Origin of the sequence: Marivita lacus, from assembly GCF_014637725.1 — a bacterium.
Classification (GTDB): Bacteria; Pseudomonadota; Alphaproteobacteria; order Rhodobacterales; family Rhodobacteraceae; genus Marivita; species Marivita lacus.
This window is the reverse complement of the sequence record NZ_BMFC01000004.1, coordinates 35,976-57,279: the sequence shown is the minus strand read 5'-3', so window position 1 is coordinate 57,279 and position 21,304 is coordinate 35,976. Positions and strand designations below refer to the sequence as shown.

The following is a 21,304-nucleotide window of genomic DNA, read 5'->3' as shown; positions in this document are numbered from 1 at the left end:
TTCTCTCGACAGCCCGCAAGGGCCGACCATGAGAACCCGGTTTCAGAAGGCCCGACAGGGCACAGGTCACGGGGGCAACCCCGGCAGAATGAGAGACGGGTCAGGCCACAAGGGCGGCGCCGCTTCTTCTTCAATTTACAACATCCTCGGGCGAAGACCCGAGGACCTCATGCCGAACAGATCCTCGGGGCACGCCCCAGGAGGGCGAGTACCTGTGCCGGGCTTCAGCCCGGCGTTACCCGCAACCCGCCAAACGCGCAGACCCATTGCACTTTCCCCTGACACATGGCCATCTGCGGCCATGACGTTTGCCAGCCGCATCACCCGCCTTCCCCATGCCCATGACCCCGAACAGGGGGCCGACGCCTTGCGTGCCGCCCCTTGGGCCAGCGCCGATGTCGCGCGGCTGATCGAGGGGGCGGGCGGGTGCAGCCCCTATCTCAAATCGCTGGTCGAGAAAGAGTCGGACTGGCTGCAAACCGCGCTCGACGATCCCGAAGCGGCGTTGATCGACGAACACAGACAGCTTCGCGACACTCCGCCCGACACGCTGCCCTCGCGGCTGCGGCAGGCCAAGCGCCGGGTGGCGCTGCTCACCGGGCTGGCCGATCTGGCCGCGGTCTGGCCGCTTGAAACCGTGACGCAGGCGCTGACCGATTTTGCGGACCTCGCGGTGCATCTCGCCCTGCGCGCCACCACCCTGCACGAGATCAAGCGCGGCAAGCTGCCGGGCCAGACCGAGGACGACGCCGAACTGGCGGGCGGCATGGTGGCGCTGGCGATGGGCAAGATGGGCGCCGGAGAGCTCAACTACAGCTCGGATGTGGACCTGATCTGCCTTTTTGACGAGACCCGCTTTGATCCCGAGGACTATCACGACGCGCGATCCAGCCTCGTGCGCGCCACCCGCAAGATGTGCGCCATGCTCAGCGACAACACGGGCGAAGGCTATGTCTTCCGCACCGATCTGCGGCTGCGTCCCGATCCGGCGGTGACACCGGTCTGTCTCGCCATGGAGGCAGCGGAGCGGTATTACGAAAGCCTTGGCCGGACATGGGAACGCGCCGCCTATATCAAGGCGCGCGCCTGTGCGGGCGACATCGCGGCGGGCGAGACATTTCTCAAGACGCTGGTGCCCTTTGTCTGGCGCAAACACCTTGATTTCGCAGCGATCGAGGACGCCCATGACATGGTGCGCAAGATCCGCGACCACAAGGGCTTGGGCGGGCCCATCACCCTGCCGGGACACAACATGAAGCTGGGGCGCGGCGGCATCCGCGAGATCGAGTTCTTCACCCAGACCCGCCAGATCATCGCCGGGGGGCGCGACCCTGATCTGCGGGTGCGCGGCACCGTGCCGGGCTTGGCGGTGTTGACCGAAAAGGGCTGGGTGCCGCAGGATGTGACCCGGACCCTGACCGATCATTACCGCGCGCATCGCGAGGTTGAACACCGGGTGCAGATGCTGCGCGATGCGCAGACGCATGATCTGCCGCAATCGGACGACGGGTTCGACCGGCTGGCTGCCTTCATGGGCACCGACCGCGCCAGCCTTCAGCGCGAGATCAGGGATCGGCTCGAAGAGGTGCACACCCTGACCGAAGAGTTCTTTGGCGGCGACACCGCACCCGCGCGGCGCAGCGACGTGCCGGACGAGCTGGAAAACTCCGAGATCGTCAGCCGCTGGCGCACCTATCCGGCGCTACGCTCGGCGCGGGGCAGCGGTATCTTCGAACGCCTGCAACCCGAGATCCTCGGACGACTTGCCAAGACCTCGCACCCGATGGATGCGCTGATGGCGTTTGACGGGTTCCTGAGCGGGCTGCCTGCCGGTGTGCAGGTGTTCTCGCTCTTCGAGGCCAATCCGCAGCTGATCGACCTTCTGATCGACATTGTCGGCGTGTCGCCGGAACTGGCGCGCTACCTTTCGCGCAACGCCGCGGTCCTTGATGCGGTGATCGGCGGGGATTTCTTTGCCGACTGGCCCGGGCAGGATGCCCTGCGCGCGGACCTTCGTGCTATCCTTGGCCGCGAAACCGACTACGAGAACAAGCTCAACACCGCCCGGCGCTGGGGCAAGGAATGGCATTTCCGCATCGGTGTGCACCTGCTGCGCGGCCTCATCGGGGCCGAGGAGGCGGGCGCGCAATATGCCGATCTGGCGGACGCCACGCTGGGCGCGCTGGCCCCCGAGGTGCATGCGGAATTCGCGCTCAAGCACGGGCCATGCCCCGGTCGCGGAGCCGTGGTGGTCGGAATGGGCAGTCTCGGGTCGCGGCGGCTGCATTCGCGCTCCGATCTGGACCTGATCGTGATCTACGATCCCGCCGAGGCCGAGATGTCCGAAGGCCGCCGCCCGCTTGGCACGCGGCCCTATTACGCGCGGCTGACGCAGGCGCTGATCACCGCCGTGACCGCGCCGATGGCCGAGGGGCGGCTCTACGAGATCGACATGCGGCTGCGGCCCTCGGGCAATCAGGGGCCGGTGGCCACCAGCCTGCCCTCGTTCCAGACCTACCAGAAGAACGACGCCTGGGTCTGGGAACATCTGGCGCTCAGCCGGGCGCGCTGTGTCGCGGGGCCGGAGGCGCTGATGCAGGAGGTCACGGCGGTTCAGGCCGAGGTCATGGCCGCGCCGCGCAACCGCGACGACGTGCTGCGCGAGGTGGCGATCATGCGCAGGCGCATCGCGTCGGCCAAGGGCGATGCCGGACCGTGGGAGGCCAAGCTGGGGCAGGGCCGGTTGCAGGACATCGAACTGCTGGCGCAGGCCGCCGCGCTGATCGCCGAATGCCCCTTGGACACGGTGCCCGACGCTCTCGCGCGCGGGGCGGGTTGCGGCTGGCTGACACCAGAGGATGCCGAGGCGCTGAGTGCCGCCTACCGCCTGTGCTGGTCGCTACAGATCGGATCGCGGTTGATTTCCGAAACCACGCTCGCGCCCGCCGACGACACTGGCGCCGCGTCTGAATTCCTGTGCCGGATCACCGGTGCATCCAGCATCGGCACTCTGCGCGACCTTCTCGAGACGCGCACCCGCCGCGCCGCCGAGGTGATCGCTGCAGTCCTGCCAGACGTCAGCGAAGAGGAGTGAGCCATGCGCAAGGGTGACGCCACCGACCCCAAGGGACTGATCGCGGAATCGTTCAAAATCGATGGCATCACCTACGAGGAATGCCGTTCGATCTTTCTGGACTGGGCCCTGGCGGTGCCGGTGGATGCCGACAGCAAGACGCTGATCACCGAGCTTCTGGCGCGCCATCCGGTCGAGGGGCACCCGATGACGCTGGTGCTCACCGAAGGTCTGTCCGCCTCCGCCACCCCCAAACGCCGGGGCGGCTGGAAAGGGCGGCGCAGTTAGCGTGTGACCCTATCGCGATCTGGCCCACAGGTTGTGACAGGCGCATCGCGTGATGGCGCGAGACCGGGCAATGCCGGGACAAGGCGCTGCGCATTTGTGCCGGACATCCGACGCTTCTGGACAAATTCCTGCCGCCGTCTAACCTCTGGACGACTCAACTGGACAGGACGATCAGACCAATGAAAACCGTTGTGACTTCCGTATGTCTTTTGGCCGCGTCCTCTTCGATGGCGTTGGCGGCCGGCCACGGCAACTGTGCCGCCGGGCTGACGCTGGACGAGAACGTCCTGACCATCGCCACCGGCAACCCGGCCTATTACCCTTGGGTCCTGAACGACGCGCCCGAAGCGGGCGAAGGGTTCGAGGCGGCCGTGGCCTATGCCATTGCCTCAGAGCTTGGGTTCGAGGCTGATGCCGTGACATGGGTGCGCACCTCGTTCGACGAGGCGATCCAGCCCGGTGCCAAGAATTTCGACTTCAACATACAGCAATATTCGATCACGCCCGAGCGCGAACAGATGGTCGATTTCTCGTTGCCCTATTACACCTCGGCCATGGCGGTTCTGACGACACAGGGCGTGGTCGACGCCGGGGCCACCGCGTCGCTGGACAGCCTGAAGGGCCTGATCTGGGGGGCGGATGCCAACACCACCGCCCTGCCGATGCTGACCGAGATCGTGGCCCCGGAAAAAGATCCGCTGCTCTACGGCGACAACACCGATGTGACGGCGGCAATGCAGGCGGGCCAGATCGACGCGGCGCTGTTCGACCTGCCCACCGCGCTTTACCTGTCGGCGGTCGTGGTCGAGGGCGGCGTGATCCTTGGCCAGTTCCCGGCAGAGCGGTCGGACAATCCCGACACGTTCGGCCTGCTGTTCGAAGAGGGCAACCCGCTGCGCGATTGCGTGAACGCGGCGATCACCGCGCTGACCGAAAGCGGCAAGCTGGCCGAGATCGAGGCGACTTGGTTGCAGGATGCCACCGGCGTTCCCGTGATCGAGTGACATGACGGATCAGACGACTTTGAGAGACGGGTCAGCGCAGACGCTGACCCGTCGCCAAGCCTATGAACAGCGTCAGCGGCGGCGGTCGATCACTGTCGCTGCAGGCTCCACCCTTGCGGTTGTGGCGGCGGTGGTTCTGCTGGTGCCGCTTGCGCCGGGCTGGGCAGCGGTGCAGCGCAGCTTTTTCAACGGCGAGGTCTTTGCCAAGATCTTTCCGGGGTTGGTCGATGCCTTTGTCATGAACGTCGCCATCTTTCTGTGGTGCGCGCCGATCATCGCCTTCCTCGGGCTGGTGATCGCGCTGTTCCGCGATGTGCGGTCCCCGGCGCTTTATCCGCTGCGCCTGTTCGGGGCGATCTACACCGATGTGTTTCGCGGGCTTCCAGTGATTCTCGTGATCTACCTGATCGGCTTTGGCGTGCCGGGACTGGGCCTGCCGCGTCCTTGGAATTCGCCCTTCATCTGGGGCTCGGTGGCGCTGGTGCTGGTCTATGCCGCCTACGTGGCCGAGGTGATCCGGTCGGGCATCGACTCGATCCATCAAAGCCAGCGCGGGGCGGCGGCCTCGCTCGGGTTGTCCGAGGGTGAGACCATGCGCTACGTGGTGCTGCCGCAGGCGATCCGCAACGTGGCCCCCGCCAACATGAACCTCTTTATCGCTCTGCAGAAGGACGTGGCGCTGCTCAGCTTCATCGGCCCGGTCGAGGTGTTCCGGCAGGCGGGCGTCTACAAGTCGCTGCTGGCCAATTTCACGCCCTATGTCGGGGCGGCGGTGATCTTTCTCGCGGTGACGATCCCGGCCACGCGCTATGCCGATTACCTGTTGCACCGGCAGCGGCGGCGGCAGAGCTGATGCCAAAGCTCGATCTGCGATCCGTCACCAAGAGCTTTGGGGACAACATGGTGTGTCGCGGCATCGACCTGTCGGTGACCGAGGGCGAGATGGTATGCCTGATCGGCGCGTCCGGGTCGGGCAAATCCACGCTCCTGCGCTGCATCAATCTGCTGGAACCCATCGACGACGGGGCGATCCTGCTCGATGGGGTGGATATCAGCGAACCGGGGCTGAACCCGCAACCGATCCGGGCGCGCATCGGCATCGTGTTCCAGTCGTTCAACCTGTTTCCGCACATGACCGCCGCCGAGAACGTGATGCTCGCGCCGCGCCGCGTGCTGGGCAAGAGCCGCGAGTCGCTGGCGGATCCCGTGCGCGCGCTGTTCGAGCGGTTCGATCTGGCGCACCGGATGGATCATTACCCGGACCAGTTGTCGGGCGGGCAGCAGCAGCGGGTCGCGATCATCCGCGCGCTGGCGATGTCGCCCGAGATCATGCTGTTCGACGAGATCACCAGCGCGCTTGATCCCGAACTGGTGGGGGACGTGCTGGACGTGCTGCGGAAGCTTCGGGCCGAGGGCATGACGATGATCCTCGCCACGCACGAGATGGCCTTTGCCCGCGAACTTGCCGACAAGATCTGTTTCCTCGATGCCGGGCGCATCCTCGAGGAAGGCCCACCCGAGACCGTGTTTGCCAACCCGCGCGAAGCCCGCACCCGCGCCTTTCTCAAGCGGGTGCTGTGATCGGTGCAAAGCCGTCGACAGGGGGGCGGAAACATGTTCCTTGGTGGGGGACCGTGCCGGAACAGGATGATATGAAGAAAACGTCGGACAACGCGGTCCTCGCCATCCTGATCAGCATCGCGGCGCTTGTGCTGTTCGACCTGATGGGGCTGATCATCAAGCACCTGTCAACGCGCTACAGCGCTGCCGAACTGTCGGCCTATCGCAACCTCTTCGGCCTTGTGCCCAGTGTGATCGCGCTCTGGATGACCACGGGCTGGCGCACGGGCGGGCGGTCGCTGCGCATCCGGCAATGGAAGCTGGCGGCGCTGCGCGGCCTGTCGGTGACCTTTGCGCAGCTGATGTTCTACCTGTCGCTGGGCATCATGGCCTTTGCCACGGCGACCACGATTTCCTACACGACGGCGCTCTTCACCACGGCGCTGGCGGTGCCGATCCTGCGCGAAACGGTGGGATGGGTGCGCTGGCTGGCTGTTGCGGTCGGGTTTGTCGGGGTGATGATGATTCTGCAACCGGGCAGCGACGCCTTTACCTGGGCGCTGCTTTTGCCGGTGGGGGCATCGTTTCTCTATGCGTTCAGCGGTGTGACCGCGCGGCTGATCGACCCGGACGTGCCGACGCCGCTGTTCAACCTGCATTCCTCGGCCTTCGCGGCGGTGGGGTCGTTCATGCTGGCGATGGCCGTCGGCGGGTTTTCCCCACTGGCCAGTCTCGAGGATCTGGGTTTCATCATCCTGATGGGGATGTTCGGAGGCTCTGCCGTGCTCTGCCTTGTCGTCGCCTACCGAATGACCGAGCCCAGTAACCTTGCGCCTTTCAGCTATTTCGGCATCCCAATCGCGTTTGCCCTGGGGTGGCTGTTCTTTGACGAAGCGCCGGTGGATGACCTCTGGCCGGGGGCGGCGCTGATCGTGATTGGCGGGTTGATGATCGTCTACCGCGAACGGCGCTTGCGCCGCCCGGTGCCGCGCCCGCAGGCGCAGTCCTAGACCGGAAGAGCCCACATTCGCGCAAAATAAAAGGCCGCCCGAAGGCGGCCCTGTTCGGTCCGAATGTATCTGCGGTCAGCTGTTCGAAGCGGCGGGCGCAGGGGTCGGGGCAGGTGCCGCCGCAACGGGTTTCTTGCCACCGTTGAGCGGGTCGTCCTGACGCTGAACCGAGCCTTCGAAATGGGCGCCGGATTCGATCGCGATGGTCTTGTGGATGATGTCACCCTCGACGCGCGCGGTGGCGGTCAGGCGCACCTTGAGACCGCGGACACGGCCCACGACGCGGCCATTGACGACGACGTCGTCAGCCACCACTTCGCCCTTGATCGTGGCGCTTTCGCCAACGGTCAGAAGGTGCGCGCGGATGTCACCCTCGACGGTGCCTTCGACATTGATGTCGCCGGTCGTCTTGAGGTTTCCGGTGATGTGCAGGTCGCTCGACAGGATCGAGGCTGCCGGCTTGGCCTTCGGAGCGGAGGCCTTGAATTCGGACGCCGGAGAACGCGACGGATCGGGCATCGCCGGTTTGGGCGTGCTCGCTTCGTCTGCCTTGGGACCGGGCTCATTGATTTTGCTTTTAGAAAACATCGTTTGCAGCCTTGATGTAGATCATGGGGTTGACAGGTTTGCCGCCGACACGGACTTCGTAGTGTAGGTGGGTGCCGGTGGAACGTCCAGTGTTCCCCATAGCAGCAATTCGATCCCCGCGCGAGACCCTTTGACCGGGGGTCACATAGAGTTTTGAGGCGTGGGCATAGCGGGTCTCGATGCCGAACTCATGCTGTATCTTGACGAGCCTACCATATCCTGACTGCCAGTCTGCAAAGGTCACAACACCGTCCGCCGTGGCGTAGATCGGCGTGCCATGTGCACCGGCGAAATCCGTGCCCGCGTGCAGGCGTCCCCAGCGATAGCCGAATCCGCTGGTAAAGCGGAACGAATCCTTGATCGGCATGGCAAAGGGCGCCTTTTCGGCAGCGATGCGGTAGAGGTTCAGCCGGTCCATCTGGTTCAGGATGCGGTTGGCGCGCAGCACGTCTTCGGACAATGATGCTTCGCCGCGTGTCGACAGGCTGAGCGGAGTCAGCGGGCCGCCCTGGCCGGAATAGCCGCGGCGCACCTGGTTTAGGATCGAGTCCGCGTTCATGCCTGCCGCCGCGAACATCTTGTCGAGCGGCTTGACCGACACGGTCATCGCCTCTTCGAGCTGGCGGAAGATCGTGTCGTTCTTTTCCGCCATCAGCCTGATCTCGGTGGCCATCTCGTCGGCGCGGATCAGAGCGTCCTGCGCATCGACCACCACCTGATCGCGTTCCTCGGCGGTGCGGGCCAAGGCGGCGGACAGGAAATCTAGCGTTGCCGTATCGACCGACCCGGAAGAGGCCGTGCCTGTACCACCCGCTTCGATCTCGCTCAGGAGCGAGGCAAGTTCGGTGCGGACATCCTCGCGGGCGCGGATCGCGTCGCGCAGCTTCAGCTGTACGGCTTCAAGCCCGGATTCCAGTTCGGCGCGTTGGGTTTCGGCGTCCAGCAGGTTGGACTGCATCACCGACACCTGTTCGAGCGCGCTGTTGAACCGTTCCTGTGCCGCGATGGCTTCGGCGGCGCGGGCGTTGCGCTCTTCCGACAGGCTGTTCAGGCGCACCTGGTAGGTCTCGAGATCCCGGCGCGCCTGTTCGCGGAAATTGCCCGATCCGATCGAGTCCATCAGCAGGATTGCCGTGGCGATGATGCTCCATGCCAAAACAAGAGAGGCGCCGCCAAAAGCGAGCGCCTGTGTGCTGGATTTCAGTCGGATGAACCGGGTGTCTGTGTCAGAGCGCAGGAAAAGTCGGCGTTCCGGAAAAAAGTGTTCAAGTATTCCATGCAGTTTGATCGCAAGTCTTGTGCGCACCTGTATGTTCCCTTTTCCGTCCCTTTTCCGCGCCTCTCAAGCCCCAACTCCGGACGCGTAACTGTTACGGCTCTACCCACCGATTCAGAAATTGGCAACTTTTTTGGACCAATGACGGGACTGCGCAAGCGATCTGCCGCCCAATTGGCAAGATTTCGCCGATAGCGCCAAGGCTTACAGGCCGATGCTCAAATGCCACAAAGCGGGGATTTGGTCAGCCGGTTTCGGTCAGCGGCCAGTAGAAATCAGGTGGAATCCCGGCTTCGGCGCGCTTTTCCTCGTTGAAGGGCGGCTTGAGCGCGCCTTTGAAATAGCGCCGCACCAGCGTGTGAAACGCGTCCTTGGGGTCGTGGTCGTGCCGACCGCAGAGGAAATGGAACCACTTGGAGCCATAGGCGACGTGGCTGACCTCCTCGGAATAGATCGTCTCGAGCGCGGCCACCGCGCTGTCGGCCCCTGCCTTTTGAAAGATCGCGATCATGCCCGGTGTCACGTCCAGACCCCGCGCTTCGAGCACCATGGGCACGACGGCAAGCCGTCCCATGAAATCCTCCACCGTGTCCTCGGCGGCGCGCCACATCCCGGCATGGGCGGGCAGGGCACCGTAGAAACTGCCCTGTTCCTCGAGGCAATCGCACATCAGGTTGAAGTGCTTGGATTCCTCGTCCGCCGCCTTGACCCAGTCATCGTAGAACCCCATCGGCATCGGCACATGGGCAAAGCGCGGGATGATATCCCAGTGCAGGTCCACCGCGTTCAGTTCGATATGCGCCACCGCGTGCAAGAGCGCGATCCGTCCCTGCGGGCTGCCCGGTTTGCGCTTGGGCACATCGCGCGGTTCGAGAAGCTCGGGCGCGTCGGGGCGGGCGGGGCGCAGAGGCGGCCGGCCCGTGCCGATGGGCAGGGGATTGCCAGAGGCGCGTGCCGCGGCCCATTGCGCGGCGTACTCACGTGATTTGGCGGTCTTGGCGCGCCCGTCTGCGGTGGTCAGAACGTCCACCGCCATGTCGCAGAGTGTTTTCATGCGGCTTCCCTTGTGCGCGTGTGCGCGGGTTGGATCGGGCTGGGCCCGATCCGATCCGGATCTTTACAGCGCCTTGGCGGCCTCGAGCACCTCTTCGGCATGGCCCGGCACCTTGACCTTGCGCCATTCGCGGGCGATCCGGCCTTCGGCATCGATCAGGAAGGTGGAACGTTCGATCCCCAGATACGTTTTGCCGTACATGGATTTTTCCTTCCAGACGCCGAAATCCTCGGATGCGGTGCCATGCTCGTCCGAGATCAGCGGCACGGTCAGCTTTTTCTTGGCCATGAATTTCTCGTGGCTGTGCAGGCTGTCCTTGGAGATGCCGTAGACCTTGACGCCGATCTGGGCAAATTCCCCTTCCAGTTCGGTGAAGGCTTCGTTTTCCTTGGTGCAGCCCGACGTGTCGTCGCGCGGGTAGAAGAACAGCACGACGGGGGTGCCGCGCAGATCGGACAGCGAAACGTCGCTGTCATCGCCACCCTGAACGGGCAGGGTGAAGTCCGGAGCCATTTCAAGTGTATCGCTCATGGCGCTATCCTCTAGAAAGATGAAAACGGGTCGGGGGAACCCCCGGCAGTCAACAGTGTAACGCAAAAGGACGCCGCTTCCAGTGACCGAAGAGGACCAGCCCTCCGAAACTCCTGCATCCCCCGCGCGCAGGTCGCGGGCGCGGTGGGGTGTTGCGGTGCTGCTGGCTGTCCTGCTGGTGGTGCTGGGCAGCGGCTGGGCGCTGGTCGGGCGCAGCCTGTCGGCCCCGGACTGGGTGCGCGACACGGTCGAGGCGCGGCTGGCAACCGCCTTGCCGGGGTTCGAGGTTCTGTTCGGCGACGTACAGGTCAGGTTCGAGCCGGACGGTCGGACCCGCGTGATCCTGCTCGATGTGGATGTGCAGACCGCCGCCGGGTCGCCGGTTGCCGTCCTGTCGGACATCGAAATCGGCTTGGCGCTGCGGGACCTGGTCCGCCGCAAGGTGGTGCTGCGCGAACTCAGCGTCTCTGGGGCCTTTGTCACGCTGACCCGCAACCGCGCCGGGCAGTTGGGGCTGGCGCTGGGAGACGTCTTCGCGCTGGACGGTGTTGCGCCGGATATCCCCACGCTTGTCGCGCAGATCGACCGGCTGCTGATGAACGACCGGCTGTCGCAACTGCGCACCGTCGAGGCCAACGCCCTGACCCTGCGGTTCGAGGATGCCCGCGTGCGGCGTGGCTGGACGGTGGATGGCGGACGGTTGCGGCTGGACCGGCAGGGCGATGTACTGCGCCTGTCGGGTGACTTCGCGCTGCTGGGGGGTGGATCGACGGCGACGCGGTTGCAGCTCGATGCGTCCTCGACCATTGGTCAGCAAGAGGTCGCGTTCGGTCTGTCGCTGGACGACATGCCTTCGCAGGACATCGCCACGCAGGGGCCTGCGCTGGCCTGGCTGGGGGCGTTGCGCGCGCCGATCTCGGGTGCGCTGCGGTCCTCGATGCGGGCGGACGGATCGCTGGGCCTGTTGAACGCGACGCTGCAGATCGGGGAGGGCGTGGTGCAACCCACCCCCGACACGCCACCGGTGCCGTTCAATTCGGCGCGCAGCTATTTCACCTTCGATCCCGACCGCTTCGAGATCAGCTTTTCCGAACTTTCAGTGGACAGCGACCTTGTGCGCGCGGTGGCCGAGGGCCGTGCCACACTGACCGGACTGCGCGACGGGATCCCGTCGCAGATGCTCGGACAGGTGCGGTTCACCCGGCTCGAGGCGGCACCAGATGCGCTGTTCGAGGAACCGCTGTCGTTGGACCGCGCCGAGCTGGATTTCCGGCTGCGGCTCGATCCGTTCGAGCTGGATCTCGGGCGGGTGTGGATCGACGACCCACAGGTGCCGCTGCGCATGAACGGCAAGCTGCGCGCCTCTGCGGATGCGTGGGATTATGCGCTGGATGGCAGTTTCGGCACATTGACGCCCGAGGCGCTGATGCATGTCTGGCCGCTGTCGCTAGCACCGCGCACCCGCAACTGGGTGGTGACCAACATTCAGGGCGGGCTGATCAAGCGGGGGCAGTTCGCGCTGCGCGCGCAGGAGGGCCCGCGCCCGGCGGTTTATCTCAACGCCGCCTTCGAGCAGGCGCAGGTCCGCTATGTGCCGTCCTTGCCGGTGGTCACGCAGGGGGCGGGGACGCTCACGCTCGACGATGATCGTCTCGCGGTGCGGCTGACGCGGGGACGGATCACGCCGCCGCAGGGTGGGGCAATCGTGATCGACGGCAGCAGTTTCGTCATTCCCGACACAAGGCAACGCCCGTCGGACGGGCAGGTCGTTCTGGCCGGTGAGGGCGAGATCGAGGCGCTGCTGTCCTATCTCGATACCGAACCGCTCGGGATCATGCGAAGGGCGGGGCGCGCGGTGGATCTGCTGGAGGGACGGGTGCGATTCGACGGCACGCTGGACCTGCCGCTGCGGCCTGGGGTGCGGCTGGCGGACATGGCGCTGGATGTGCGCGGGCAGGCGACGCAGGTGGCCAGCGACCGCATCATCCCCGGACGCGCGCTGACGGCGCGGGCGCTGGACGTGACGGTGACCAATGACCGCCTGCGTGTCGCCGGTCAGGCGGCGCTGTCGGGGGTGCCGTTTGACGGGTCCTGGACACTGCCCATCCCGCAACCGGGCCAGCCGCAGACCGGCAGCACGGTCGAGGGCACGATCACCCTGTCCGAAGCGGCGGCGCAAAGCTTTGGCGTGGCGCTGCCCGATGGGACGATCAGCGGGTCCGGTCCTGCCGCCCTGCGGGTCGATCTGCGTCCGGGGCGCGCGCCGGAATTCGCCCTGTCCTCGCGGCTGACCGGGATCGGGCTGTCGCTGCCGCCCTTGGGCTGGAGCCTTTCGCAAGGCAGTGCGGGCACGTTCGAGGTGGCCGGAGTGCTGGCACAGCCCGCGCGGATCGACCGGCTGGTGCTGGACGCGCCGGGGCTCGAGGCGCGCGGATCGGTCACGCTGAACGGGGATGGCTCGCTGGGAACGATTGATCTGGACCGCGTGCGCGCGGGGGGATGGCTCGATGCGCCGGTGACGCTGACCGGGCGCGGTGCCGGGGTGCCGCCCGGCGTGCGGATCACTGGCGGGACGGTCGATCTGCGCAACGCGCCCTTCGGGGGCGGTCGTGGTGGCGCGGGGGCCGGGCGCGTGCCGCTGACACTGGCGCTGGACCAGTTGCAGATCTCCGACAAAATCCGCCTGACCGATTTCCGCGCCGACCTGCAATCGGGAGCCGGGCTGACCGGCAGTTTCACCGCAAGCGTGAACGGTGCTGCCCCGATCACCGGAGAGGCGCTGGCGCAGGCCGGATCGACCGCCTTCCGCATCCGGTCAAACGATGCGGGACGGGTGGTCCGCGAGGCCGGCATCCTGCAAACGGTGGCAGGGGGCGACATGACGCTGGCGCTGGTGCCGGTGCCGGGCCAGCCGGGCAGCTATGACGGATCGCTTGACGTGGCGAATGCGCGGCTGCGCGATGCACCGGGGATCGCGTCGCTTTTGGATGCCATCAGCATCGTCGGGTTGCTGGACCAGCTTGAAGGGCCGGGCATCCTGTTCACCGAGGTTGAGGCGCGGTTCCGTCTGACGCCGGACCTGCTCTACCTCACCCGGTCCAGCGCCACCGGCCCGTCGATGGGCATCTCTTTGGACGGGACCTACAACCTTGGCACCAGCAGTCTGGATTTGCAGGGGGTGCTGTCGCCGATCTTTTTCCTCAACGGCATCGGCAGCATCTTCACCCGGAAGGGCGAGGGGCTGATCGGGTTCAACTTCAACCTGACCGGACCGGCAAGCCAGCCCAGTGTCAGCGTCAACCCGCTCTCGGCGCTCACACCGGGGCTGTTCCGCGAGATATTCCGCAGACCGGCACCGGTGCCGGGGGAGTAGTCGGGGTGTCCGGTTGCGGCTCGGGTTTGCCCGGGGCGCTTGCGTCCCGGGCATGCGCCCGCCCGCCCCACGGCGGGCGCATTCGCGCCCACCCCGTCGGGCGCATGCCCTCTGTTGGGGCAAAGGGTTTGCTCCCCGCTTTCGTTGCGCAGCAGTCTCCGCTAGAGGCTGCGGCTACAGACACACCAGCGGACCCGACCCATGAAACTCAGCGATTTCGATTTTGACCTGCCCGAAGACCTGATCGCCACGCGCCCGGCGCAACCTCGGTCCTCGGCGCGGCTGTTGCATGCCGAAGCGGGGGGGATTGCGGATCGCATTGTGAACCAGTTGCCCGACATCCTGCGCCCCACGGACCGGCTGGTGCTGAATGACACCAAGGTGATCCCGGCGCGGCTGTTCGGGGTGCGGCGGCGTGTTGGTGACACCGGGCCGACGGAGGCCAAGATCGAGGTCACGCTGCTGGAGCCGCAGGCGGACGGGACATGGTCGGCGCTGGTCAAGCCGCTCAAGAAACTGCGCGAGGGCGAGGTGGTGGAATTCTCGTCTGACTTGACGGCCATCCTCGAGGGGCGCGCCGACGGGCAGGGACGGCTGCGATTCAACCTGACGGGTGATGATTTCGACGCGGCGCTGGCCAAGGCGGGGGCGATGCCCTTGCCGCCCTATATCGCGGCCAAGCGTCCGGCGGACGCGCAGGACAAGGAAGATTACCAGACGATCTGGGCCCGCAATGCAGGCGCGGTCGCAGCCCCCACGGCGTCCCTGCATTTCGACGAGGCGCTGGTGGCGGCTTTGACGGCAAAGGGGGTCGGTATGAGTTTCGTCACCCTGCATGTGGGCGCGGGCACCTTCCTGCCGGTCAAGGTCGAGGATGTGACCACCCACAAGATGCATGCCGAATGGGGCCGCGTGTCCGAGACCGCCGCCGCCGAGATCGCCGCGACCAAGGCTGCGGGCGGGCGCGTGATCCCGGTGGGCACCACGGCGCTGCGGCTGATCGAGAGTGCGGCGCGCGGCGGTCAGATCCGGGCGTGGGAGGGCGATACGGACATCTTCATCTATCCGGGATTCGAGTTTCAGGTCACGGACGGCTTGATGACCAATTTCCACCTGCCCAAGTCCACGCTGATGATGCTGGTCTCGGCGTTGATGGGGCAGGATCGGGTGCGGCTGATCTACGCCCACGCTATCGAGAGGCGCTACCGGTTCTTCTCCTATGGCGACAGTTCCCTGCTGATCCCCTGATCCATGTCCCGTCTGCGGCGTGACGTGTCGGAAAACTGTCGCTGCTGTCCTTGCGGTTGTGGTCGGGCTGCTCTAGCCCCACATGAGAGACGAGCTTCGACCCGCAAAAGGAAAACACATGCTGACCGTGATCCGAACCTCGTGGCCATTGCTTCTGGGCATGCTGCTGTTGATGCTCGGCAACGGGTTGCAGGGCTCGCTGCTCGGGGTGCGCGGCTCGACGCTCGGGTTTTCGTCGATAGAGCTGTCGCTGGTCATGTCGGCCTATTTCGCGGGCTTCCTGTTGGCGTCGCGGGTGACACCCAACATGATCCGCCGGGTCGGGCATGTGCGGGTGTTCGCGGCACTGGGGTCTTTCGTGTCGGCGGCGCTGCTGTTGTTTCCGACCTTTCAGGATCCGATTGCGTGGATCTTTGGCCGCGTGGTGATCGGGTTCTGTTTCTGCGGGGTCTATGTGACGGCGGAAAGCTGGCTCAATAATGCGGCCACCAACGAGACACGCGGACAGGCGCTGTCGGCCTACATGATCGTGCAGATGCTGGGCATCATCATCGCGCAGGGCCTGCTGGTGGTGCCGGACCCGTCGGGATACCTGCTTTTCGTGATCCCGTCGGTGCTGGTCTCCATCGCCTTTGCGCCGATCCTGCTGTCGATCTCGCCCACGCCCGCTTTTGAGAGCACCAAGCGGATGACGCTGGTCGAATTGTACCACGTGTCGCCGCTCGGCTGTGTCGGCATGTTCCTGATGGGCAGCGTCTTTGCGGCGCAGTTCGGCATGGCGGCGGTCTATGCGACCGAGGCGGGGCTGAGCATTTCACAGATCCCGATGTTCACGGCAGCGTTCTATGTCGGGGCGTTGATCTTTCAGTACCCCGTGGGCTGGCTGTCGGACCGGTTCGACCGGCGGGTGCTGATCGCGCTCTCGGCGCTCATTGCGGGGCTTGCGTCGTTGATGGGGATGCTTCTGGGCAGCAATTTCTACGTGCTGCTGGCGTCGGCCTTTCTGATCGGCGGCCTGTCCAACCCGCTCTATTCGCTGCTCACCGCCTATACCAACGACTTTCTCCAGCACGAGGACATGGCGGCGGCATCTGCTGGTCTGTTGTTCGTGAACGGAGTGGGCGCGATCGCGGGCCCTGTGATCACCGGCTACGCGATGGGGGTGATGGGTCCGCCGGGATATTTCGTCCTGCTGGCGATCGTGCTGCTGACGCTGACGGGGTACGCGGTCTACCGGATGACGCAGCGCCCGGCACCCTCGTCCGGGGACACCATTGCCTATCAGCGCCTGATGCCGACCGGGTCGCCGGTCTCTGTCGAGATCGCGTCGGGATTGGCAGCCGAGACCGCCGAGGCACATGAGGCGCAAACCGAAGCGCAGGCTGAGTCTGATGCGACGCCTCCCGACAAAACGGCCATTTAATGAGGCAGTTTAGCGCTGCCTGCGGAATATGTCGTCAATGACACCAAATGTGACTGTTTCATGACTGTTTTTCTGGCTAGATCTTGCTAGCGCACGGGGGGTTTGCGCGACAGTCGGGGAGAGAGTCATGGTCACGCCTGAGGAAGTGTTGAGTTTCTGGCTTGACGAGGTCGGCCCGAGTGGATGGTACAAGGCTGAAGACGCGTTGGACCAGGAGGTCCGGGACCGGTTCGAAGACGCATGGACCGGGGCGATGCAGGGGCGTCATGCCCTGTGGCTGACCTATCCCAGCGGTGTGCTGGCCTATATCATCCTGCTGGACCAGTTCCCGCGCAACATGTTCCGCGACACCGGCAAGGCCTTTGCGTCGGACCGTTTTGCGCTTGCCGCCGCCAAGCAGGCGATCGGCAAGAACTGGGATCTCAAGATCGACGAACCGGCGCGGCAGTTCTTCTACCTGCCGCTGATGCATTCGGAAAACCTTGCCGATCAGGACCGCTGCGTGCGCCTCATGCTGGACCGGATGCCCGAACACGGTGCCAGCAACCTGCTGCACGCCCGCGCGCATCGCGAAGTGATCCGCAAGTTCGGCCGCTTTCCCTATCGCAATGCCGCACTGGGTCGCCGCTCCAGCGAGACCGAGCGCAGCTATGTCGATCATGGTGGCTACGGGTCCACGGTCAAGGCGCTTCAAAAGGCGGGGTAATCCCCGCCTTTTGCATCATCCGGTTTGCCGCGAAGGTTACTTCGACGCCGCGAAGATCTTGTCGATGTTGCTGCCAAGGGCCGCGTTGAAATCGGCCTCCGACATCTGATGTGTCAGACCTTCGGCCAAGGCGCGCGAGAAGCTTGCGATCATGTTGGGATTGCGGGACAGGCGTTCGCAGGCGTCATCGGTGCTGTAGCCGCCCGACAATGCCACGACGCGCAGCACGGACGGATGATCCGCCAGTGTCGCATAAAGCCCGTCTTCGGTGGGAATCGTCAGCTTGAGCATGACCTTTGTGTGGGCGTCCAGCGCGTCGAGATGGGTCAGGATGGCCTGTTTCAGGATCGCCTCGGCCTCGGGTTTGGAGGGGCTGTTGATGTCCACCTCGGGTTCGATGATCGGCACAAGGCCCGCCTTGCAGACGGTCAAGGCCACCTCGAACTGCTGGGCGACCACGGCCTTGATGCCGGTCTCGTTGGCCTCGTGGATGACGGACCGTTCCTTGGTGCCGAAGACGCCCAACGCCTTGGCATCGGCCAGCAGCGCCTCGAGCCCCGGCATCGGCTTCATGAGCTGTGCGCCGTTGTCGATCTCTTCCAGACCCTTGTCGATCTTGAGGAATGGCACCACGCCGCGCTCCTGCCAGAGATAGGTGGGAACCGGCACGCCATCCACGCTGTCGCGCATGGTGCGTTCGAACAGGATCGCGCCCAGCACCTTGTCCGAGGTGAAATCCGGCGCGGTCATGATCCGGCAGCGCATGTCATGGATCAGGGCGAACATCTCAGCATCGCCGTCATAGGCGTCTTCCTCGATGCCGTATTGGCGCAGCGCCTTGGGAGTGGACCCGCCGCTCTGGTCAAGCGCGGCGATGAAGCCTGCGCCGGTTTCGATGCGGTCTGCCATTGCGGTGTCGGTCATGCGGTGTCCCCAAGGTTGAATGGTGTGCTTGTACGTGTCCTAGATCAGCCTTTGTCGAAAAGATAGAGCCATGCCAAACGGTTAGCGCTAACCCCCGTTCGATGGCAGCGCATCTGTGCCCGATCTGCGTCGGGGGCGTGCGTGCAGCCATATCCCGTCGCGTGCGCGCACCGTCAGATGGGCGACGGGTTCGGGTGTCTTGCCGTGCACGGGTGTCGCGGTGACCGCGCGCAGGAGCAGCGAGAGCAGCAGCGGTCCCTCTGCCATGGCAAAGCCCGCGCCGGGGCAGACGCGGGGGCCGGCGCTGAACGGCATATAGGCATCGCGCGCCGATTGGCGGGCCGCGTCGGTCTGCCAGCGTGCAGGGTCGAATGCATCGGGATCGTGCCAGAGCCGCGTATGCCGGTGCAGGTGCCACGGGCTGAGCACAAGCTGCGCCGCCTTGGGGATGGCGCGTTTGCGGAACGTCTCGGCCTTGGTGGTTTCGCGCACCATCATCGGGACGGGCGGATAGAGCCGCAGCGTCTCGCGGAACACGTCGCGGCTGGTGGTCAGGCGTTTGACCTCTCTGGGGTCGGTGAGCACCTCCGCCTCTTGCGCGATGCGGGTCTGCCAGTCGGGGGACGCGGCGCAGCAATAAAGCGACCATGCCAGCGCGCTGGCGCTGGTCTCGTGCCCGGCGAGGAAGAAGATCGCGACCTGATCGACCATCTCGTTGGCGCTGAAACAGGTGCCGGTTTCAGGGTCCGGGGTGGTCATGATCCGGGTGGCCAGATCGTCGGGCGCGGTGCCCTGTTCGATGGCGTCCCGGCGCTGATCTACGAGTTGGGTGATCAGGGCGCGGATGCGTTTGGCAGCTTGTTTGGTCGCGGGTCGGTGAAAGCGCGGAAACCAGCCGGGCAGGGGCACGAAGGCGGCTAGGTTCAGGATCGGCTGGCTGCGCTGGTAGGCGCGGAATTCGTGGAACACCTCGCTTGCGGTGGCGTCCTCGATGGGGATGGAGAACAGCGTGCGGAAGATCACGTCGGCGGCGGCGTGGCTGGCGATTTCCTCGATCTCGATCTCGACCTCTGTGCCGTCGCCGATCTGCGCCAGCACGCGGGTCACCATCGCCTCACCGGCCTCCCACATGGCGGGCAGGGATTGCGTCAGTCGGCCGCGCTCGAAGGCGGGGTCGATGATGCGGCGCTGGCGGTCCCAAACCGGCCCGTTTGTCAGGAACACCGATTGCCCCAGCAGGGGGCGCAACCCTTCGCCGATGCGGTCGGACTTGGGAAAATCGCGCGGCCGGTCGTTCAGGATGGTCCGGATTAATGCCGGATCATTGGCAAGATAGGACCGAAAGAACGGTGTGCGGAATTCGGCCATCCACGCGGAATAGAGCCGTTCGGGTTGGGCCGACAGGATATCGCGCCGGAACAGCCGCAGGTAGCGCCAGAGCGACACGCGGTCCGGGCGCGATTTGGGTTTCGGGGGAATCACGGCGCGGTGTTCGTATATTTCGACACCGGGACGTCGATGCGGCTGGGCGAGGGCGCGCGGGTGGCATAGCGCTGGCCAAGGGTCAGCGGGCCTGCGGTGATCTGGAAATAATCATAGTCCAGCGGGTGCTCGAACGCGCAGAGATACTGGAAATGCAGCTTGAAATACTGCCGCCGCTGGGCCGTCCACCGTTCGGGGGCCATCGTGCGCGAGAACTGCGCCGAGAAGACCAGCGGCCATTGCTTGTCGCGGGTGGCCACACCCGACACGCCTACCGGATCGCAGAGCGCAAAGCAGCAGCCGTCACCCTGCGCGGTGACATCGACCCAGACGATCTCGTCGCGTTCGGACAGGAACTGGAGGTCGGCGCGCAATGCCCATGCATCGGGCAGGAAGGACACCATCGGGATCACGTGGCCGATGCTGAGGAAGGACAGGGCAGGTCGTGCGGGGCGGTCGGGAGTGTCGCGCAGGATGTCGGCAAGGATCGACACCGCGAGATGCGCGCCCGAGGAATGACCGACCACCAGCACCTCGTCGTAATCCTGCAACAGGGCTGTGGCGATGGTGCCGCGAAAGTCGTCCATGCGGGTTTGCAGGGCGGGAGGTGTTGCCCCTTTGGCACTGGCCGAAAAGGCGTAATCGTGCATCAGGTAATAGGCGTAGATGCGCCGGTCCTGCGATTTGAACCAGCGCAGAACCAGCACAACGATCGCAAAGAACGGCGTCCAGTAGAGCAGCGATGTGCCCCAGTCGAGAAGGACACCGGGGCCGATGGCCCAGAGGGTCGCAGCACCGAAGAGTGTGGACAAAGCCCAGCCCGTCAGATGTGCCGCCAGCAGCGCCGCCAGCAGTTGCAGGATCAGCACACCGATCGGGTAGAGCGCTGCGGCAAGCGGGCCTTTGGGCAACACCGCCAGACGGCGCAGCGTGCCGCTTGCGATGTAGATCCAGCTGGTGCGGAGCAGGTGCCAATAGGTCGCGGGGATGCTGCTCGACATGCTGTCGCGCACGATGTCGGACCAGAGCAGCACTTCGAAATCCGCGGTCACGCGGCTGTCGTCGATCAGGCCAGAGGCGTGCCAGCCATAGGTGCCATCCTGCCGGGATGCCTCGACCTGCAGGCCGTAGCCCGAGATCTCGGCCTGTTTCGCGCCTTCGCTGCGGTACAGCTCGCGGTACCGGCGGGCCGGGAACGGGTCGTAGCCGGGGATGTAGAACACCTTGCGGCGGTGCACCTTGGGCTGCGGGGCGGACATGGGCGGCTGCTCTTGGTTTTGGGGCGAGTGTAGCAGTGACATAGAAATGCGCCAATTGTTTGGTGGCAATCCTGCCGCACGGGCTATCTGGAGGCATGCAGGACACAGGACCGAACACAGGCCCTGACCCTCGACCAAGACCGGAGACCCCATGATCGACATTCTCAATATCACCGCTGCCCTTCTGACCATCGCGCTGGGCGCGTTCGGCTTTCTTGCGCCGCGCTATACCGCCGGGGTGCTGGACCTGCGCACCGGGGACACCACGATGGGGCTGTCGGAGCTGCGAGCCTCGGCGGGGGGCATGTTCGTCGTGGTGGGTGCCGCCTGCCTTTGGATCGCAGAGCCCTGGGCCTATGCGATGCTGGGCTTCGTCTATCTGGGCGCGGGGACCGGGCGGGCGCTGTCGCTGATCCTCGACAAGCCGCCCTTTCCCAAGGCGCATTTGTACTTCCTGTTCGAAGCGGTGTTCGCCGCGTGGCTGCTCTGGGCCAACCTGTAAGGG

18 protein-coding genes are annotated in these 21,304 nt (G+C 65.3%); 11 read left to right on the top strand and 7 right to left on the bottom strand.

Going from position 1 to position 21,304, the window contains the following annotated elements; genetic code table 11:
• The first annotated feature begins 301 nt into the window (after positions 1-301).
• From IEV82_RS10125 to IEV82_RS10100, 6 genes are all read left to right on the top strand, one after another.
• Positions 302-3,094: a bifunctional [glutamine synthetase] adenylyltransferase/[glutamine synthetase]-adenylyl-L-tyrosine phosphorylase gene (locus tag IEV82_RS10125; protein ID WP_188481917.1), complete on the top strand. Its 2,793-nt coding sequence runs from the start codon at positions 302-304 to the stop codon at positions 3,092-3,094.
• Between the two features lie 3 nt (positions 3,095-3,097).
• On the top strand, positions 3,098-3,361 hold the full coding sequence (locus IEV82_RS10120; RefSeq protein ID WP_188481916.1) for a hypothetical protein: 264 nt from the start codon (positions 3,098-3,100) through the stop codon (positions 3,359-3,361).
• A 179-nt stretch (positions 3,362-3,540) separates the two neighbouring features.
• Positions 3,541-4,365: an ABC transporter substrate-binding protein gene (locus IEV82_RS10115; RefSeq protein ID WP_188481915.1), complete on the top strand. Its 825-nt coding sequence runs from the start codon at positions 3,541-3,543 to the stop codon at positions 4,363-4,365.
• Position 4,366: 1 nt separating this feature from the next.
• Entirely contained in the window at positions 4,367-5,218 is an 852-nt protein-coding gene (locus tag IEV82_RS10110; RefSeq protein WP_188481914.1) for an amino acid ABC transporter permease, read from the top strand.
• On the top strand, positions 5,218-5,946 hold the full coding sequence (locus tag IEV82_RS10105) for an amino acid ABC transporter ATP-binding protein (protein ID WP_188481913.1): 729 nt from the start codon (positions 5,218-5,220) through the stop codon (positions 5,944-5,946). Before IEV82_RS10110 ends, IEV82_RS10105 begins: the two co-directional genes overlap by 1 nt.
• A 71-nt stretch (positions 5,947-6,017) precedes the next feature.
• Entirely contained in the window at positions 6,018-6,935 is a 918-nt protein-coding gene (locus tag IEV82_RS10100; RefSeq protein WP_188481912.1) for a DMT family transporter, read from the top strand.
• Positions 6,936-7,010: 75 nt separating this feature from the next.
• On the opposite strand, the gene IEV82_RS10095 is transcribed toward IEV82_RS10100, so the two are convergent.
• The 4 genes from IEV82_RS10095 to IEV82_RS10080 form a co-directional block, all read right to left on the bottom strand.
• Positions 7,011-7,523, bottom strand: a complete 513-nt coding sequence (locus tag IEV82_RS10095; RefSeq protein WP_188481911.1) for a bactofilin family protein — start codon at positions 7,521-7,523, stop codon at positions 7,011-7,013.
• On the bottom strand, positions 7,513-8,829 hold the full coding sequence (locus tag IEV82_RS10090) for a M23 family metallopeptidase (protein ID WP_188481910.1): 1,317 nt from the start codon (positions 8,827-8,829) through the stop codon (positions 7,513-7,515). The genes IEV82_RS10095 and IEV82_RS10090 overlap by 11 nt, the downstream gene beginning before the upstream one ends.
• Positions 8,830-9,043: 214 nt before the next feature.
• On the bottom strand, positions 9,044-9,853 hold the full coding sequence (locus tag IEV82_RS10085; RefSeq protein ID WP_188481909.1) for a ferritin-like domain-containing protein: 810 nt from the start codon (positions 9,851-9,853) through the stop codon (positions 9,044-9,046).
• Positions 9,854-9,916: 63 nt separating this feature from the next.
• Positions 9,917-10,384 carry a peroxiredoxin gene (locus tag IEV82_RS10080; RefSeq protein ID WP_188481908.1) on the bottom strand — a complete coding sequence of 156 codons (468 nt, stop codon included), beginning with the start codon at positions 10,382-10,384 and terminating at the stop codon, positions 9,917-9,919.
• Between the two features lie 82 nt (positions 10,385-10,466).
• Here IEV82_RS10080 and IEV82_RS10075 point away from each other — a divergent pair, with 82 nt between their 5' ends.
• The 4 genes from IEV82_RS10075 to IEV82_RS10060 all read left to right on the top strand — a co-directional run bounded on the left by IEV82_RS10075 (position 10,467) and on the right by IEV82_RS10060 (position 17,134).
• Positions 10,467-13,757, top strand: coding sequence for a YhdP family protein (locus tag IEV82_RS10075; RefSeq protein WP_188481907.1), 3,291 nt, complete (start codon positions 10,467-10,469; stop codon positions 13,755-13,757).
• 201 nt (positions 13,758-13,958) lie between these two features.
• Positions 13,959-15,005 (top strand): tRNA preQ1(34) S-adenosylmethionine ribosyltransferase-isomerase QueA, encoded by a 1,047-nt coding sequence (queA, locus tag IEV82_RS10070; protein ID WP_188481906.1) that lies wholly within the window; start codon positions 13,959-13,961, stop codon positions 15,003-15,005.
• A gap of 118 nt (positions 15,006-15,123) precedes the next feature.
• Positions 15,124-16,428: an MFS transporter gene (locus IEV82_RS10065; protein WP_188481905.1), complete on the top strand. Its 1,305-nt coding sequence runs from the start codon at positions 15,124-15,126 to the stop codon at positions 16,426-16,428.
• A gap of 127 nt (positions 16,429-16,555) precedes the next feature.
• Positions 16,556-17,134, top strand: coding sequence for a DUF924 family protein (locus tag IEV82_RS10060; protein ID WP_188481904.1), 579 nt, complete (start codon positions 16,556-16,558; stop codon positions 17,132-17,134).
• Positions 17,135-17,170: 36 nt separating this feature from the next.
• Here IEV82_RS10060 and IEV82_RS10055 read toward each other — a convergent pair whose 3' ends face one another.
• The 3 genes from IEV82_RS10055 to IEV82_RS10045 all read right to left on the bottom strand — a co-directional run bounded on the left by IEV82_RS10055 (position 17,171) and on the right by IEV82_RS10045 (position 20,799).
• Positions 17,171-18,058 carry a fructose bisphosphate aldolase gene (locus IEV82_RS10055; protein WP_188481903.1) on the bottom strand — a complete coding sequence of 296 codons (888 nt, stop codon included), beginning with the start codon at positions 18,056-18,058 and terminating at the stop codon, positions 17,171-17,173.
• Positions 18,059-18,145: 87 nt separating this feature from the next.
• Positions 18,146-19,540 carry a cytochrome P450 gene (locus tag IEV82_RS10050; RefSeq protein WP_188481902.1) on the bottom strand — a complete coding sequence of 465 codons (1,395 nt, stop codon included), beginning with the start codon at positions 19,538-19,540 and terminating at the stop codon, positions 18,146-18,148.
• Entirely contained in the window at positions 19,537-20,799 is a 1,263-nt protein-coding gene (locus IEV82_RS10045) for a hypothetical protein (protein ID WP_188481901.1), read from the bottom strand. The genes IEV82_RS10050 and IEV82_RS10045 overlap by 4 nt, the downstream gene beginning before the upstream one ends.
• 151 nt (positions 20,800-20,950) lie before the next feature.
• Between IEV82_RS10045 and IEV82_RS10040 the strand changes: the two genes are divergently transcribed.
• Positions 20,951-21,301, top strand: a complete 351-nt coding sequence (locus IEV82_RS10040; protein ID WP_188481900.1) for a DUF4345 family protein — start codon at positions 20,951-20,953, stop codon at positions 21,299-21,301.
• The last annotated feature ends 3 nt before the right edge of the window (positions 21,302-21,304 follow it).